General features: G+C 36.1%; 13 protein-coding genes. 3 read left to right on the forward strand and 10 right to left on the reverse strand.

Annotated features, from left to right (window positions below; translation table 11 throughout):
- Nucleotides 1–153: 153 nt before the first annotated feature.
- From J2W48_RS22080 to J2W48_RS22105, 6 genes are all read right to left on the reverse strand, one after another.
- Nucleotides 154–2,337 (reverse strand): alpha-L-rhamnosidase-related protein, encoded by a 2,184-nt coding sequence (locus tag J2W48_RS22080; protein WP_310284246.1) that lies wholly within the window; start codon nt 2,335–2,337, stop codon nt 154–156.
- Nucleotides 2,338–2,489: 152 nt separating this feature from the next.
- Entirely contained in the window at nt 2,490–3,287 is a 798-nt protein-coding gene (locus J2W48_RS22085) for a hypothetical protein (RefSeq protein ID WP_310284247.1), read from the reverse strand.
- A gap of 71 nt (nt 3,288–3,358) precedes the next feature.
- The gene (locus J2W48_RS22090; RefSeq protein ID WP_310284248.1) at nt 3,359–3,535 is read right to left on the reverse strand and encodes a hypothetical protein; all 177 of its coding nucleotides are present in this window, start codon (nt 3,533–3,535) and stop codon (nt 3,359–3,361) included.
- Nucleotides 3,536–3,727: 192 nt separating this feature from the next.
- Nucleotides 3,728–4,288, reverse strand: a complete 561-nt coding sequence (locus J2W48_RS22095; protein ID WP_310284250.1) for a transcriptional regulator — start codon at nt 4,286–4,288, stop codon at nt 3,728–3,730.
- Nucleotides 4,288–4,419 carry a hypothetical protein gene (locus tag J2W48_RS22100; RefSeq protein ID WP_310284252.1) on the reverse strand — a complete coding sequence of 44 codons (132 nt, stop codon included), beginning with the start codon at nt 4,417–4,419 and terminating at the stop codon, nt 4,288–4,290. Before J2W48_RS22100 ends, J2W48_RS22095 begins: the two co-directional genes overlap by 1 nt.
- 9 nt (nt 4,420–4,428) lie before the next feature.
- Nucleotides 4,429–4,629, reverse strand: coding sequence for a hypothetical protein (locus J2W48_RS22105; RefSeq protein WP_310284254.1), 201 nt, complete (start codon nt 4,627–4,629; stop codon nt 4,429–4,431).
- 396 nt (nt 4,630–5,025) lie between these two features.
- Between J2W48_RS22105 and J2W48_RS22110 the strand changes: the two genes are divergently transcribed.
- Nucleotides 5,026–6,396, forward strand: coding sequence for a phophatidylserine decarboxylase associated domain-containing protein (locus J2W48_RS22110; protein ID WP_310284257.1), 1,371 nt, complete (start codon nt 5,026–5,028; stop codon nt 6,394–6,396).
- Nucleotides 6,397–6,596: 200 nt separating this feature from the next.
- Here J2W48_RS22110 and J2W48_RS22115 read toward each other — a convergent pair whose 3' ends face one another.
- The 3 genes from J2W48_RS22115 to J2W48_RS22125 all read right to left on the reverse strand — a co-directional run bounded on the left by J2W48_RS22115 (nt 6,597) and on the right by J2W48_RS22125 (nt 11,959).
- Nucleotides 6,597–8,183 carry a sodium:solute symporter family transporter gene (locus J2W48_RS22115; RefSeq protein WP_310284259.1) on the reverse strand — a complete coding sequence of 529 codons (1,587 nt, stop codon included), beginning with the start codon at nt 8,181–8,183 and terminating at the stop codon, nt 6,597–6,599.
- Between the two features lie 2 nt (nt 8,184–8,185).
- Nucleotides 8,186–9,265 (reverse strand): Gfo/Idh/MocA family protein, encoded by a 1,080-nt coding sequence (locus J2W48_RS22120; RefSeq protein ID WP_310284261.1) that lies wholly within the window; start codon nt 9,263–9,265, stop codon nt 8,186–8,188.
- A 189-nt stretch (nt 9,266–9,454) separates the two neighbouring features.
- Nucleotides 9,455–11,959, reverse strand: coding sequence for a right-handed parallel beta-helix repeat-containing protein (locus J2W48_RS22125; RefSeq protein WP_310284263.1), 2,505 nt, complete (start codon nt 11,957–11,959; stop codon nt 9,455–9,457).
- A 396-nt stretch (nt 11,960–12,355) separates the two neighbouring features.
- Between J2W48_RS22125 and J2W48_RS22130 the strand changes: the two genes are divergently transcribed.
- On the forward strand, nt 12,356–14,044 hold the full coding sequence (locus J2W48_RS22130; RefSeq protein WP_310284265.1) for a glycoside hydrolase family 28 protein: 1,689 nt from the start codon (nt 12,356–12,358) through the stop codon (nt 14,042–14,044).
- Between the two features lie 79 nt (nt 14,045–14,123).
- Entirely contained in the window at nt 14,124–15,326 is a 1,203-nt protein-coding gene (gene pelA / locus J2W48_RS22135) for a pectate lyase (protein WP_310284266.1), read from the forward strand.
- Nucleotides 15,327–15,390: 64 nt separating this feature from the next.
- On the opposite strand, the gene J2W48_RS22140 is transcribed toward pelA, so the two are convergent.
- On the reverse strand, nt 15,391–16,227 hold the full coding sequence (locus J2W48_RS22140) for an amidohydrolase family protein (protein ID WP_310284267.1): 837 nt from the start codon (nt 16,225–16,227) through the stop codon (nt 15,391–15,393).
- Nucleotides 16,228–16,230 lie beyond the last annotated feature (3 nt).

Consider the following 16,230-nt stretch of genomic DNA (forward strand, 5'->3'; position numbering starts at 1 on the left):
AGACATTGAATTATTCCGATTACCCGCAATCTTGTCATTTCGACGCAAGGAGAAATCACATGTGCTGAATCCGTGCAGTACGTCGCTCTCTGGATGTGATTGCTTCGTTCCTCGCAATGACAAACTGAAGGTTACCAACTAAGGACTAAGAACTCAAATCGCTTTATAACTTACTTTATACTCCACATTCGGTTTTACGATCAATTGATATTTATTTTTACCCAATTCTATAATCGTTCCCAAATTGGTTTTAGGTTTACTTTTACTTTCGAAAACTAATTTTCCTTCGCCTTCAGATGCTTTTACTTTGATTTCTTTGGTACTGCAATAGACGCTAACTTCTCCTTTTGGCGTTGGCACTTTTCCTTCCATCCATTGTAATCCGCCTAAATTTGGCTTGATTTCATATTCAGCATAACCCGGAGCGGTTGGTTTTACACCCAAATAATATTTTCCTAGTAAATAAATTGGACTGGAACCCCAGGCGTGGCAAAGACTTTTTCCATAAGGGCGTCCGTACATCGCTAAATGTTCTGTTCCTTTTTTGGTTGGATTGTATTCTTCCCAGAAAGAAGTTGCGCCTTCTTTTAGCATTCCGCCCCAATAGTCTTTCATTTCTTTCAGCACATAATCTTGTTCGCCCATCGCACACAAGGCTTCCAACTCGTAAAAACGCATGTATGGTGTCGTGATTTGAAGAATATCATCATTAAGCAATACCTTCTTTTTGATACTTTGCTTTTGTTCTTCATTAAAATAATTGAAAAAAATACCGAACATATTAGCATATCTAGTTACAATATCCTGCATTTTACCGTCGATACGCTGGTGTTTCATGACGTTTTCTTTCTTATCCCAAAAGACATCGAATAATTTGGTTTTTAAATCAGAAGCTAATTTTTGATATTCTTTCTGGTCATCCTTTTCACCTGCAATTTCAGCACTAACTGCCATAGCTTCTAAACTTCTCGCCAACAGCATTTGCTCAAAACTAACCTCGCCGGTTTTTGGTAATCCGTTCGCCCAATCAATAAAAACCCAATCGCCTTCTAATGGTTCCAGGAATCCGTTTTTGTTTCTTCTTTCTAAACAGAATTCCATCAGTGATTTCATTCGTGGATAAAAAGTTTTGATGAATTTCGTATCGCCCGTGTGCAAATAGTAATCGTAAACGCCCACAAACCAATAGAGCGAATAGTCCATTATGATATTGATATGAGCCGTCACAGGTTCTTTACCACGAAGCGCCAACAGCGTTCGTTCTACCGAAGCCGAATCAAAGAATAAATAATAATTCATTAAATAACTTTGATAAGCATCGCCGGACCAAACCCAGCGGTCGCGTTTAATTCCGTCTATAAAAAATTCGCGGGAGGTTAAATGCATCGTGTAAGCCGAGACATCCCAAATTTGATTTAATAATTGGTCTGAAGATTTGAATGCACCACGATACTCTAATGGCAAATATTCATAAAGCATCGAAATAGAATCATATTTTACCGTTGCATCTGCTTGTACCTGAACATAGCGGAATGCTTTGGATCCATCATGTGTGTAGGTTTCAGGCTGGTTTCCATCGAAAGACAAATGGTCTAATGTCTCACATCTGGCAGTATCTAGTGCTTCCTCACGGGATTCACCATAATAAAGTGCTAGGTTACCTTTTCCTTTTAAACCGTGAATTTTAATATAACCAAAAGTTTCTTTACCAAAATCTACCAACGCACCAGTTCCAATTTTTTCTGTTTTTTTGGCGTTCCAGGGCGCGGTTGTTAGTTTGAACCCGGAAGGTTTATTTTCTGGTGAATCAAAATTCCAGGAACCAACAGGCACCCATGGTGTACCGGATTGTTGTGCTTTTCCAGCTTCATCAATCCAAAGTTTATCTTCATTGGTCACGTTCCAGGATGCATTAGATTTAACATATTTACCCGCAATATAAATAGCCGGCAACACTTCCTGATTGTATACTTTAAAGGAAATTTTATGTTTCCCGGCAGGAATTTTTATTGATTTTGGCTGTCCGTAAACCTGAACACCATCTAAAAGTAATTGAAAAGATCCCTCTGAGTAGATTTTTACCTCGTCTGGTTCCGGAATATCTATTTCTGTTTGAAATGTTACCAAGGCATAAGGACTGTAATATTGCCAAAGCGGTGGAAATACCGCTTCGCGTTCTGTACGTCTTACCTGCATTTTATTGCTTAACCAAATTTCGAAATCTCCTGGATACCAAATCCATGTGGCAGGTTTATTTTCCTGAGCAAACAAAGCACATGAAGAAAATAAAACAATAAAAACAAATAGTTTTTTGAAATTTGGAAATCGATTTCGCATAAAAAGATATTTTGGGTCTAAAAATAAGTGTTTCTTTTACATTTCACATCCTGTACTGTCCTGAAATAAAAAATGCTCCCGGGTTTTGGGGAGCATTTAGATAATTTAAAAAAATTTGAATAATATTTAACATCACCGTTTTTTATACTTTATTACTCTAAATCTTCAAATACCATTTTAGCTGTGTGATATTTTTTTATTTGAAATGATTTATTTATTGATAAAAAATCCAATATTGATTTTGAACATACTTTATAATTTTCAACAAATTCTTTAAAATGTTGCTTTTGTATTATAGGAATTAAAAATTCTTTTTCAAGATTAGGAATAAGGTTTCTGTATTCAAGTACGCATGAATCAATTTCATTTAATTTCATCTCTTTGTTTTCATCTATAACTAGCTCGAATAATGGAGCATCAATTAGAAGTACAGGCAAAGCTAACGAATGTTGATTCCCTTCTATTGCATCTTCTAAATACTCTAAGGAATTGGAATTGAATTCATGAAGAGATTTTATTAAGGTGTTAGCTGCTTTATTTGTAAACTCATCACCATCTGTAAATGCTTGAATAACTTTGAACCCAAAACTAGAACGCCCTGGTAAAAATATTTTTGGACAATCCTTAATTATTGCCCTAGCATTTGGATTATCTATAGTAACATATTCATTCAGTTTTATGTAATTTTTGCTTGAACTATTACTCTTTAGTAAAATAATTGCCTTGTCAGATTTTTTACATTCTATTAATAAATTCAATGATAAATTAATATCATCCTTTTTAGAATCAAAACTACCAAATAGATCTAATTCCCTGTTTATTTGTTTTTCAAAATCTACATAAATATATGAGTTAATAATCTTAAAGTCTAGTTGATTTAAAATTGATTCTCCAAATAATTCTAATGGATAACCTGTTTTCTGAAGCCATTCTATTATTTTATTGTTCATATATTCAGTTTTTCAAAATTTAATTTCTTCTCGTTTAAGTTTTCCCAAAATCATATAAATGTTTCGAGTACTTATGGGATCCTCAGAATATCATTTGTTATGCTTTTATATATCAATTTCATAATATCCTCATTTATTAATTGTTGTAATCCTAAATCAATTATTTTGCCTTTCACTAATTCGCCCCAGTTTTTTTTATTCAATTGAACATACAAATCTTTTAGCTCATCCAATTCATTATATTCCATTCTTATTTATAAGCAAAACAGCCTTTTGAATTACAATTTGTTAAGTTTTCCTGTCTATATTTCTTCAAATATATTAGATTAAAACATTTTTAAAATTCTTTATATCCAATCATTTAAACAAATAAATTTTAAATAACGCTTCCTTAAAAAAGAAAGCGTTATTACCATTATATTAATTTAAAAAACATTCAATTAACCCAAAACCAAGTCATCACTTATTAGCTTCACTTTTGGTTTGCCCAATTTTTTCACAGCTTCCTTTACCTTGATTTGGTCTTCATTTGAAAGAAATACAGGAATCAATATTGCTATTTCTATTTTTAATAACCGATTGATGATAATTAAATCTTTTAAAGTAAATGGTTTAATTCCATTCATAAGTTCGGACATATGGGTTTTGCTTTTATGTCCTAAAATGGAGCCCAGATTTTCCTGAGTTAAGTCGAGTTCCTTTAGTTTTTTTCTGATGGCTTGTTTTCTGTTTTCCAGAAATATTCTTTCTAATTCAGCTATCTGCTCCGATTTGTCGCTTTCTAAAAGTTTAGCATCATCAATTTTGTCAACATCACTCCATTCTGCATTTTCATATTTTTCAATTATATCACGCAGTTTTGTTCTTAGATTTTTAAAATGAAGATCTTCCTTGGCAAGAAGCCTCAATTTCCTGTCGGCAATAAGAGCTCTGTCATAATCCAATTCATTGGTAATGATACCCTTTTCTACAATTTTTTCTATGTCAAAATGTGTTTTCATTATTTTATGTAGCTGTTTTTTCTTAACCATTTTTCAATAGTCAATTTATTATTTTTAAATGTTGCTTCATATTCCTGATGCGTGCCTGCCCAAACAATTGTAGCTTCTCCATCATCGTAAAACTCAATCAATATCAGTGCTCAGTGGATATGAATATCAAAAAAATAAAATCCATCACTATGAACACAGTCTGCATCATTTCTAATGTCATTAATATTTTCTTCGTTAGGATTAAACTTTTCTAAATCTGTGATTAACTTATCGATTTCTATACATAGCTTTTTATTGCCAATGTTTTTCTTTTTAATCTTTAAAATTGTCTTTTTCCCTATAATCCTCATAACAATGACTTTGCAAATATAAATAAAGTTCTGATATAAACCGAACTTTTAGTTTTTTGGTTTTCTTAGAAATATTTTTTAAATACTTCTGTAATAACAAACCTACTGTTTATTTCTTTTGTATTTATAAATATTTACTTACTTTTTTTTATAAGCCAAAAAAATGCTTCGGTAAAAAGGTAATGTCCTAATCAAATTAACATCATATTCTATAATTATTTTAGTAACCTCATCGTAATCTTCTTCAGAAAATCTTCTAATAATAACCTCAACACCTTTAAATTTCTATAAGCAATTAGAACGCTGTCATAACAAAAAAATAAGCTCCTATAACAAATTAAAAGTTTTGAATTATTTTCTAAAATACCTTCGTGTATCAATTTAAACCACAAAATCATGGAAGCAACTAAATTCATTAAAGCGAAACAATTATTAGGAGGCTGGTTACCCCAAAACCCAGAAATTATTGAAAATTGGATCCTAAAAATAAAGGAATTTACCCAAAAGAATCAAACACCTCTCATTCCTGAAATTGCCGAATTTCAAAATATGGTGTATTCAGATCCTGTTTTGTATGCAAATGTGCAGGGAATGTTTGCCGAGGCGCATTTTTTAAAACAAAATACACCTTTGCTGTGGGAACCAGAACCTATGAATTTTGAGGATTTCCTTGTTTTACTCAACGGAATTATGCAAACCGCTCCCGAAGCGTACCAAACAGGTGCTCCCGGAAATCAAACACCTGCAGGTATGATTGGTTTTCCTATTAATGCCCTTTTGGCGTGGCCAATGGCAACCAGTTTTGGGTATGATGTTTTTTCAAACATATTGGTCAATCAGCAGTTAAAAAAAATATTGAATTACTGGTCTAAATTTTTGACTACAGAGAATTCTCGTTATGTTTTGATAGAGAATGACCCTTCAGAAAACGTAATTGCATGGCTGAGCGAATTGGCACAATCGGAAATGATGGAAGTTGCCCAAGGAGCTTTAGGATTAGAACCAAATCCGATTCCTGTTGGTGCTACATTTTCTGATGTATTTCAGTCGGATCCTTCAGATCCTTATTATGGGTACAAAAGCTGGGACGATTTTTTCACTAGATTGTTTTGGCCAAATGTGCGCCCTGTTACCCAACCGGATGATGATTCGATTATTGTAAATGCCTGCGAATCGGCACCTTTGCAAATCGCTAATAATGTGGCTTTGTCAGATCAGTTTTGGTTAAAAGGACAGCCTTATTCGCTGGAAAACATGATGAATTTTGATGAATTAGCACCTCAATTTGATGGAGGGACAGTTTATCAAGCTTTCTTGAGTGCTTTGAGCTACCATCGTTGGCACAGTCCTGTAAACGGCAGAATCGTAAAAACGGCTATTGTAAACGGTTCTTATTATTTAGAAAACCTATACCAGGGTTTCTATAATCCAGAGGGAGCCGATTCGAGTGCACCCAACAATTCGCAACCCTTTTTAACCGCAGTCGCCACCAGAGCTGTTATATTTATTGAGGCAGATAATCCGGCCATTGGACTTATGTGTGTAATGCCTGTGGGTATGGCAGAGGTTTCCAGCTGCGAAATAAAAGTGAAAGCCGGAGACATTGTTAAAAAAGGCGACGAACTGGGTATGTTTCATTTTGGAGGTTCAACACATTGCCTGATTTTTAGACCGGGTGTTAATTTAGAGTTCACAACTTATGAAACACCAGGCTTGAGCGCTCCTAATAATATTCGTGTAAACACACAAATAGCAAAGGTGGTTTAGACAGTAGGCTGTGAATTTTGATATTTGAATGAAGTTATATCATTTAGAAATATAAAACAGTCTTTTTACCTCACACCAACCCTCTCCAAAGGAGAGGGAGTTAAAGAATTGGATTATTTTACTTTCAATAGTTGTTAAGCATAAAAAGAACGCTTCCTCAAAAGAAAGCGTTCTTGTAATTATAGGTATTCAACAGACTTTTAATGCCCATTAAAAATAATATAAAGCGCAATCATAACCACGGTTAAGAGTGCCCATAATATCTTGACTTGCCTATCAGGTTTTGCTGCAGGATTAATTCGCAATAAGGTCTGATGGTCTTTTTGGCCTGCTTTATCGGTAATTGTAAGGATATAAGCCATTATCGAAAGTCCCACAAAAATGTAGAATGACAAAAGCAGGAAATGGGGCCAATTGTAAATTTTATTTGGAAAAATCCACAGATATAAAACTCCTGTTCCTAAACTGATAAATGTTCCTAAAGTTAAAGTTAAATTAGCCGCTCGTGTCGTTGTTTTGTTCCAAAGCACACCAAACAAAAACACGACCGACATTGGTGGCGCTATGAATCCTAAAACCGATTGAAAAACATCAAAAAGGTTCAGGCCTTTAATACTGTCAATAGCCAATGTAATGAAAATAGACAATACGGAACCGAATAAAACGACTAGCCTTCCTGTTTTTATGATCGTTTTTTGAGAAGCTTCAGGATTATATTTTTTCACATAAATATCCATCGTAAAAACGGTACTCAATGAATTTAATGCTGAACCAATGGTACTAATCAGAGCGGCAATCAGCACTACAATAATCAAACCTCTTAACCCTGCAGGAAAAAGCTGGGTTACCATTGTCATATAGGCCTCGTCCGGATTTTTTAACTGTGGAAAAAGCACAAAACAAACAATCCCCGGCAAGATGAACAAAGGCACATCCAGAATTTTCAGCCATCCAATGAAATTAGCGCCGAGCTGTCCTTCTTTTAAATTTTTAGCTCCTAAAACCGATTGCACCATCGATTGATCAGTACACCAAAACCAGACTCCCATAACAGGATATCCCAAAAGAATTGCGAGCCATGGATAATTTTTATCATCAGCGGGAAGCAATAAATTCCAATAAGAACCCGGAGTATTGGCATATATGGCTTCCAGTCCTCCTGCTTTATCAACCCCAATGATTACTAACAATAAAGAAACCGCAATCAACAAAAGCATCTGAAAAACATTAGTGTAAGCAATCGCTTTTAATCCGCCAGCTGCCGCAAAAAATCCTGACATAATTACCATTGTTATTACCGAAATATACATTGGCAAATCTAAAAGCTGCATGACCAAAATACCTCCTGCAAATAATGTCAGTGACAGCCAGGATATCAAAATGGTAATTAAAGTGTACCAGGCCAGAATATTCCGGGTCGAATCGCCAAAACGTTTTCCCATAAATTCTGGCAATGTAAGGACTTTGGCCCCTAAGTATCTGGGCGAAAAAACTACTGCCAACAACAAAATAAATATAAAGGCATACCAGGCAAAATTACCTGCCACAATGCCCGTAGTAAAACCCACACTTGCCGAGGCAATCAGCATAGAAGGCCCTACGTTGGTTCCCCACATATTCAAACCAATACTCGTCCAACCCAAAGTATTGCCAGCCAAAAACAAATTCTCATCTGATTTTTTATTTTTGACAAATGAAATATAATAGCCAAAAGCCACCAACACCAACAGGTAACCCACAATGATAAGGTAATCGACCGGCTCTAAAAAACTACTGATTTGTTTCATAATTATTGAATTGTTGTTGGAACATTAAATTCTTTTAAAACATCAGCAATTTTTACCGGCATTCCGGTTTGTAATGATTTGTCCATTGCCTGTAATAATGCCACGGTTCCGATGCCTTCTTCCATATTGGGATAGGCCGTAAAACCCTGTTCAATGCTGTCTGCGAAATAGTCCAGATAGTTTTGATATTCTCCGGCGTGATGGCTTTGTCCTTCAAAACGAAAATAATGTTTCAGAGTGCTGTCGCCCCAGGTAATCACTTTTTCTTCGCCGGTTTTGTCCGTAATCGCATAACGCAATTCATGATAATCGGACTGGCTGGCGCCTTCGGTTGCTCTTAAAATTGTACTCATTCCGCTATCGCGTTGTGCTGGTTGTGTTGGCGAAGTGTAAACTCCGCTTACTCGGGCAATTCTTCCATCCGTCGCTTTGAAGATAAAGTGCATCGTGTCTTCGTTTTTCAAACCTGCCACGCTTCCGTTACTGCTGATCATTCCGTACCCCATCACTTCCTGAATGTCCGGCAAATACCATCTGATAAAATCGACAGGATGGCTTAATCCGCCATACAGCCATTTGAAAGACTGCAGCAACGACCATTCTTTCTTTAAAAACCATCTGTGATCCGCGTGATAATGGGCTTCAATGGTAATTAAATCCCCTATTAATCCGGCTTCAAAATCGGCTCTTTGTCTTTTTGCCGGTTCGAAAAATCGGGAACTCTGACCGATAAACACTTTCTTTCCTGTGCTTTTGCTTAGCTCTAATAGTGCTGCCGCATCCGAAAGATCATCAATAAATGGTTTGGTGCAAATCACGTGTTTTCCGTGTTGTAAGGCTTTTTTCACATGTTCGGCGTGCAAATGATCGGGCGTATAGATGGCGATGATATCAATTGTATCATCTTTTAATATATCATCGTAGTTTGTTGTGTACGCATGGAAATCAAACTCCTTTGCTCTTTGCTGGCACAGTTCTTCGTTTCTGTCGCATACTTTTACCAATTCTACTTTTGAGCTTGACAAAGCCGCTGACATGGTACTGCGACCTTCTCCGAGACCTAAAATGGCTATTTTTAACATTTATATTTTGTGTTTTTCCTCACCCCAGCCCTCTCCAAAGGAGAGGGAGCAGAAACTGGTTTGAAGACATTAAGTAGTGGCATTATACGTTCTCTATTTCTTTATTTTTATTCTTTTTTCTTTTTTCTTTTTCTCTTTGTTCTTTTCTCTATTTTCTTTTCTCTTTGTTCTTTTCTCTATTTTCTCTTCCTAAATCTTCTTCAAAAACACCCAGGTTTCATTAGGTTTTGCACCTTCGATTCCGGTTTGGTATTTTTTCATTAAGTTGTTCCAATCGTCTACACGCGGATTATTTTTGGTTGTTTTTGGATTCAGTTTATCCAGATTTTCTCCTTTTGGAATACTGATGACCAACATCAATTGTCTTCCGTTTTTGAAAACCTGCAATTGCTGAAAATCGGCATTGCAGAAACCTTTGGCAATTTCTGGCCATTTTTCGAATTGGGTCGTGTGGTAATCTATGTATTCTTTTTGCAGTTTTTCGTCTTGAACCAAATTAGCTGTCAAAACGATATTTTCCCATTCGGAAGTTACTTTAGCCTCTTTGCATCTTTCGAAATTCTGGAAATCATACACCGGGTTTTCGTAGATTTTAATTTGCAAAGCCGGAAAAGCCAAAGCCAGTTTTCGTTTCGTTCTTTCGGGCTGATTCATTAAACCGTAAATTACCAGATGATTTTGCCATTGGTACAATTCTTCCCCTACAATTCGGAAGCCTTTTATAGTCGATTTTATTTTTTCGATATCCAGATCTTTTCCTATTACTTCGATCGCTACCGCTTTTGGCATTTCCTGCAATCCCCAGGCTTCGTCAATTACGACTTCTTTTGCTAATATATTATTGTATGGCGCACGAATTCCTGCATTTTCCTTGATTTTTGAATCAACAAAAGCATAATTATCCTGCCAGATATTTCCTTTCGGGCCATTATTGTTTTTCAGGATTTTCTGAATCGGAATCCAGTTGTTTTTAATCGTAAAGCCCTGGCTTCCTTCATCGGTATACAAATACAGCCACAAAAACGGATCGTGTGCATACAGACTGTTATAAACCTTATCAATATAGTTTTCTTCTATTCGGCTGTCCGGCTGAGACGAAAGCGTATAAATTCCGGCGACATCGTGCAAATGTTTGGCGTAATGATGAATTTTATTCGCTCTGATTGTATTGTTTCGCATCACGTTGTCGGTGTGCGTCCATCCCCATCCCATTGAAATTCCGCTGTAGGCAACATCTGAAATTTCGTTGTGTTCGATGGTCAGATTCCTGATAAAACCGGCTGCGATTCCTAAACATCCCCAATCTTCATTGGCAACATTGGTAATTAGATTGTCCGAAATCAATTCATCTGAACAAACAACTCTTTCGTCTTTGACGGTATAAGGCAAATGCGCTTCATAAGCTTCTTCGGAAAAAACACCCAGATTGATTCCATTGCCACCAATGTCTTTGAATAAATTCCCTTTAACAATATTGTGATTCGTTCCCTTATGCAGATCCAATCCTGTGGAAGACAAATGCTCAAAACTACAGCCTTCGAAAAGTGTATTGTTAGCATAATTTACCTCAACGGCTGCTCTTGGTCTACCCACCCAACCCTGATTTTCCAAACTCGCCTGATTCGGAGTTCCGGGAGTTTTTAATTTATAGGCATCCAGTAAATACATCCCCGCCTGCAACGGAACGTGACCTTGCTGCGAAGGACGAAGCCAGTTGCTGTACTGAAACGAAATTCCTTTGAAATTAAAATGATGTACCGGAGTATCCAAAGTCCCTTCTAATTTTACCAAATTTTCCAAAACCGGAACTGTTACTTTTGCAGAAGTTAAATCCTCACCCGCTCTTGGTATATAATAAATTTTGCCTTTTTTTCTGTCCAAAAACCATTCTCCGGGTTCGTTCAGCATCGAAATTCCATTATTTAAATAGAAAGCTGAATTACCGTTGTTTTTTGAAATCCACGGAGCCGGCCAAGGATGTTCGCTTTGGATTTTGCTTTCCGGCTGTTCGAAAGAAAGTCGGGCGCTGTCTTTTTTTATTTCTATATCTTTTATTCGAAGATTGGCAATCGCCCACCATTGTACAATGAACATTTCCATTCCCGGTTCAAATTTCACGGACTTATCTTTGAAAGGAATCCAGCAAGTTTCTGTTGCAGCATCCCAAGAAAGAATTCGTTCCATTTTGTTCCCAGGTGTACTTTTGGCTCTGACAGCTTTTTTTCCGTTGACCCACAATTGGCGGTAATTGATGATTTCGCCTGCTTTTGCAGGAGCATCGGCTTCCCAGACGATTCCTTTTTTTAATCCGTTTATGGCTAATGTTGATTTTTTCCAGTTTTTGATTTCAAATCCGCTGCTTAAGATTGGTTTGGCATTGACATCGGCTTCAATTGTAGTGGGACTTTCAGGCGTTCCGGAATCTTCCGGTCTTATAAATAAAGGTTCGTTTAAATAATACGTTCCGTTCATTACTATTATTCGGATTCCGTCTTTAATGGAGGGATCTTTCAATCGGCGCAGTTCCCTTGCTTTTCTGACTGCCATCTGTACCGTCGCCAAAGGGCTTGATTTTGTTCCCAGGTTCGTGTCTTTTCCCTGAGGTGAAACCCAAATTTCCGCAGCGTTCAATGTGAAGGTGCTAACGGTTATCAAAAAGATAATTAAAACTCTGGTAAAAGTATTTAAACGCATTTTTTTTCTTTTTAGGTAAGCAGTAACTTTGTATTCTTAAAATAATTCGGCTACAAATAAATGTATTTTTTACACTTTTACCGAATAACGGGTACAATTTAAAGTAACATAAAAATATATGTGTCCTGTACCCTCCTGCACTTATTTGCAGAAATTATAATATGTGGCAATTGAATAATAAAAAGGTTACGACTTAACTTACTATAATTTCATAAATCTAATTTCAGGTATTGAATATGTGCAAATATTTTTACTAAATTTGTGCAATCGATTACATTATTGTATTTTCGTTTTTTTATGGAACTTATTTTTAAATCTATAAAAAAAGAACACCCAAGGTAGACATATCATACTATTTTGGTATTTAAAAATTAAACTTTAACTAATTCAATAAGAATGAAAACTAATCCAACTCATTTTTTCCGTACGCTATTGGCAGTTGTAGTCATAGGCTGTTCAGGAAATGCAGCAGCCCAAAAATCAAAATCCAATGATACTTACGATAACATTGAATTTAAAATGGCTAAAGTCAAAGAGCCTAAAATTCCAAAAAACACTGTCAACTTAAAAAATTTTGGTGCTGTGAACGGAGGATATGTTTTAAACACCAAAGCTTTTGCAGATGCAATTGATGCGGTTTCAAAAAAAGGCGGTGGAAAAGTAATTATTCCTCCGGGAATCTGGCTTACCGGTCCAATTATATTAAAAAGCAGAATCGAATTGCATGCTGAAACGGGAGCTTTAATCAAATTTTCGCCGGATAAAAGCTTGTACCCAATTATTGAAACGAGTTTTGAAGGTTTAAACACCTGGCGTTGTATTTCTCCGCTTTACGGTAAAAACTTAGAAGATGTTGCCTTTACCGGAAAAGGGGTTTGGGATGGTTCAGGCGAAGTATGGAGACAGGTTAAAAGAAGCAAACTTACGGAAAGCCAGTGGAAAAAATTCGTTGAGTCAGGCGGAGTTGTTAACGAGAGCAAAACCAGCTGGTATCCATCAGAAACATTTATGAAAGCTTCTGTAGGAGCGGATCAGAATGTGCGTCTGGATTTAAAAACCAAAGAAGATTTTGAAGCCATTCATGATTTCCTTCGTCCGGTATTAGTGAGTATTCAAAACAGTAAAAGAGTGATGTTTGACGGACCTGTATTTCAAAATTCTCCGGCATGGAACATTCATCCGTTAATGATTGAAGATTTAATCGTTCGTAATGTATCAGTTCGTAATCCTTGGTTTTCACAAAACGGCGATGGTCTTGATGTGGAATCCTGTAAAAATGTAATTGTTGAAAATTCCAGTTTTGATGTGGGAGATGATGCCATCTGTATTAAATCCGGAAAAGATAAGGATGGACGAGACAGAGGTGTTCCGTGTGAAAATATTATCATAAAAAATAACATTGTCTATCATGGGCACGGAGGCGTTACTGTAGGAAGTGAAATGTCAGGCGGTGTAAAAAACATGCATGTCTCTAATTGTACTTTTATGGGAACTGATGTTGGATTGCGTTTTAAAAGTAACCGTGGACGTGGAGGCGTTGTAGAAAATATCTTTATTTCTGATATTTTCATGACCGATATTCCGTCTCAGGCGATTTCATTCAACCTTTATTATGGAGGAAAATCCATAGCAGAAACTTTGGAAGAAGGCGGTGATAAAATTGTAAATGCAAAGATGCCTGTAGATGAAAAAACACCACAGTTTAAAAACATTTCGATAAAAAATGTTACGATCAAAGGAGCTCAGCAGGCTGTTTTTTTACAAGGATTACCTGAAATGAACCTTGAAAATATAGAAATTTCTAATTTGATTGTAAAAGCAGAAAAAGGCTTTACTATTGTTGATGCCAACGGAATCAAAATCCACAATGCAAAACTAGATATTGAAAAACCGAATGTAATTGAAATTTACAACGGTAAAAACATGTCGTTTAAGGATATTGAATTCAACTCAACATCTGCCAGCGCCATTACCATTAATGGGGAAGCTACTGAGAACGTTGAATTTGTTGCTTCACCGAATTCAGATTTTGCTAAAAAAACTACTATTGGGGAAACTGTTCCTAAATCAGCAGTAAAACTATAGTTGATTAAACTATTTGGCTTTTGCGATGTCTAAAGTTGAAACCACATAAATATAACAAAAGCCAAACTAAAAATCTACAATGGGAATTCTCCAAAAACTATTCAAAAGCAAGAATTTACTATTCGCTATTGCGGCCTCTTTTTCATTTCTTTATTCTGGCGCACAATCAGATAAGAATGACAAAACAGCCATCAGTACCAAGCCATTTAGCGACAGTATGAATCACTGGTACGGTATTGCCGATAAAAGCAACATTATAAATCCGATACCAAATCAGCCCAGATACGAGGAAACCGACTACACCAAAATAGCGGACAACATCATCTATTTTCAGCGTGATAACGGTGGATGGCCAAAGAATTATGATATGCGTGCTATTTTGACTCCCGAGCAAATAAAAGAAGTAGTGAGTACTAAATCAGTTTTACATACCACTTTTGACAATGGTACTACGTATAGCCATATTTATTATCTGGCACAAGTGTACACCTTAACTAAAGTTGAAAAATATAAAGCTGCTTGTCTGAAAGGAATTGATTTCATCATCGAAGCACAATATCCTAATGGAGGATGGCCACAATATTATCCTTTAACCAAGGGATATAGCCGACATATTACCTTTAATGATGGTATGTACATGGGAATCATGAACTTGTTGGATAAAATAGTAGACAATGACCCTAATTTTGCTTTTGTAGATGCTGCAAAAAAAAGTAAAGTGGCTACAGCTTATCAAAAAGGAATCGACTGTATCTTAAAAACACAAATTTCAGATCATGGAAAGCTCTATGCCTGGTGCCAGCAACACGACGAAGTCACTTTATTGCCAACCTGGGCGAGAAAGTTCGAACCGCCAAGCATCACTAATGCTGAAAGTGTTGATGTGGTTTTATTTTTAATGAAAATAGAAAATCCAAATGAGCAGGTTATCCGGGCGGTACAAGGTGCTATCAAATGGTTTTCGAACTCAAAAATATACAATACAAAAGTAGAAACTTTTCAGGCTCCTGAATTTGACTCGAAATTTAAAAAAGTAACAGATGACCGACGTGTTGTAACAGACTCCACGGCGCCTCCAATCTGGACACGTTATTATGAATTAGGCACATTCAGACCTTTGTTTTGTGACAGGGACAGTGTGTACTTATATTCATTGGCTGAGGTAAGCAGAGAAAGACGAAGCGGATACGCGTGGTACACCTACAATCCTGAAAAAGCTTTGAAAAAATATCCGGAGTGGCAAAAAAAATGGACTCCTGAAACTGATGTTTTAAAACAATAAAACATAAAAAAAGCGTGAAAATTTAGATTCACGCTTTTTTTTATATATTGAAATTCACATTTCTTTAATCCTTCAACTTATAAAATGCTTTTGCATTTTGAGACCAAATTTTATTCTGATCTTCAGTTGAAAAATTCGAAATATAGTCTTCTAAAGTTTTTACTACATTATTATAATCTGCAGCCACATTACAAACCGGCCAATCCGATCCGAATAGTATTTTATCTGTAGAGAAATTTTCAAAAATTACATCCAGATACGGTTTTAAATCTGATGGTTTCCATGTATTCCAATCGGCTTCGGTAACCATTCCGGAAATTTTGCAGCTTACGTTTTCAAATTTTGCAATTTCTTCCATTCCTTTTTTCCATGATGCAATTTCTCCCGATTTTATATCTGGTTTGGCAATATGGTCAATCACAAAAGCCTGATCGGGGAAAGATTTTACCAAATCAATTGCAGCCAGCAACTGACGATGAAAAATCAGGATATCATAGGTGAAATTAAATTCTTTTAAAGCTGCAATTCCGTTGCGAAATGCTGTCCCAAACATAAAATCATCCGGTTCTCCCTGCACTACATGCCTGAAACCTTTCAGTCTTTCAAATTTAGAAAAGTGATCCAGTCGTTCTGAGATATTTTCTGCCCTCAAATCAACCCAGCCTACAACTCCTTTTATAAAATCATTTTTAGAAGCCAGATCCAATAAAAAATTAGTTTCTTCTTCAGACTGACTTGCCTGAACAGCCACACAGCCTGAAAATTGATTTTGGGAAAGCAATGGCAATAAATCTTCCGGTAAAAAATCCCTTTGAATTTTCAGCATCGAATCATCAATCCAACTGTCTCTGATTGGATCGAATTTCCAAAAATGCTGATGGGAGTCAATTCGGTTATTCATACA

The organism is Flavobacterium piscis (genome assembly GCF_031457575.1).
Classification (GTDB): domain Bacteria; phylum Bacteroidota; class Bacteroidia; order Flavobacteriales; family Flavobacteriaceae; genus Flavobacterium; species Flavobacterium piscis_A.

Excerpts from the sequence above, each read along its gene's own strand:
- J2W48_RS22080 (WP_310284246.1), bottom strand. The coding sequence starts at position 2,337 with ATGCGAAATCGATTTCCAAATTTCAAAAAACTATTTGTTTTTATTGTT.
- J2W48_RS22095 (WP_310284250.1), bottom strand. The coding sequence starts at position 4,288 with ATGAAAACACATTTTGACATAGAAAAAATTGTAGAAAAGGGTATCATT.
- J2W48_RS22085 (WP_310284247.1), bottom strand. The coding sequence starts at position 3,287 with ATGAACAATAAAATAATAGAATGGCTTCAGAAAACAGGTTATCCATTA.
- J2W48_RS22090 (WP_310284248.1), bottom strand. The coding sequence starts at position 3,535 with ATGGAATATAATGAATTGGATGAGCTAAAAGATTTGTATGTTCAATTG.
- pelA (WP_310284266.1), top strand. The coding sequence starts at position 14,124 with ATGGGAATTCTCCAAAAACTATTCAAAAGCAAGAATTTACTATTCGCT.
- J2W48_RS22120 (WP_310284261.1), bottom strand. The coding sequence starts at position 9,265 with ATGTTAAAAATAGCCATTTTAGGTCTCGGAGAAGGTCGCAGTACCATG.
- J2W48_RS22125 (WP_310284263.1), bottom strand. The coding sequence starts at position 11,959 with ATGCGTTTAAATACTTTTACCAGAGTTTTAATTATCTTTTTGATAACC.
- J2W48_RS22140 (WP_310284267.1), bottom strand. The coding sequence starts at position 16,227 with ATGAATAACCGAATTGACTCCCATCAGCATTTTTGGAAATTCGATCCA.
- J2W48_RS22115 (WP_310284259.1), bottom strand. The coding sequence starts at position 8,183 with ATGAAACAAATCAGTAGTTTTTTAGAGCCGGTCGATTACCTTATCATT.
- J2W48_RS22130 (WP_310284265.1), top strand. The coding sequence starts at position 12,356 with ATGAAAACTAATCCAACTCATTTTTTCCGTACGCTATTGGCAGTTGTA.
- J2W48_RS22105 (WP_310284254.1), bottom strand. The coding sequence starts at position 4,629 with ATGAGGATTATAGGGAAAAAGACAATTTTAAAGATTAAAAAGAAAAAC.
- J2W48_RS22110 (WP_310284257.1), top strand. The coding sequence starts at position 5,026 with ATGGAAGCAACTAAATTCATTAAAGCGAAACAATTATTAGGAGGCTGG.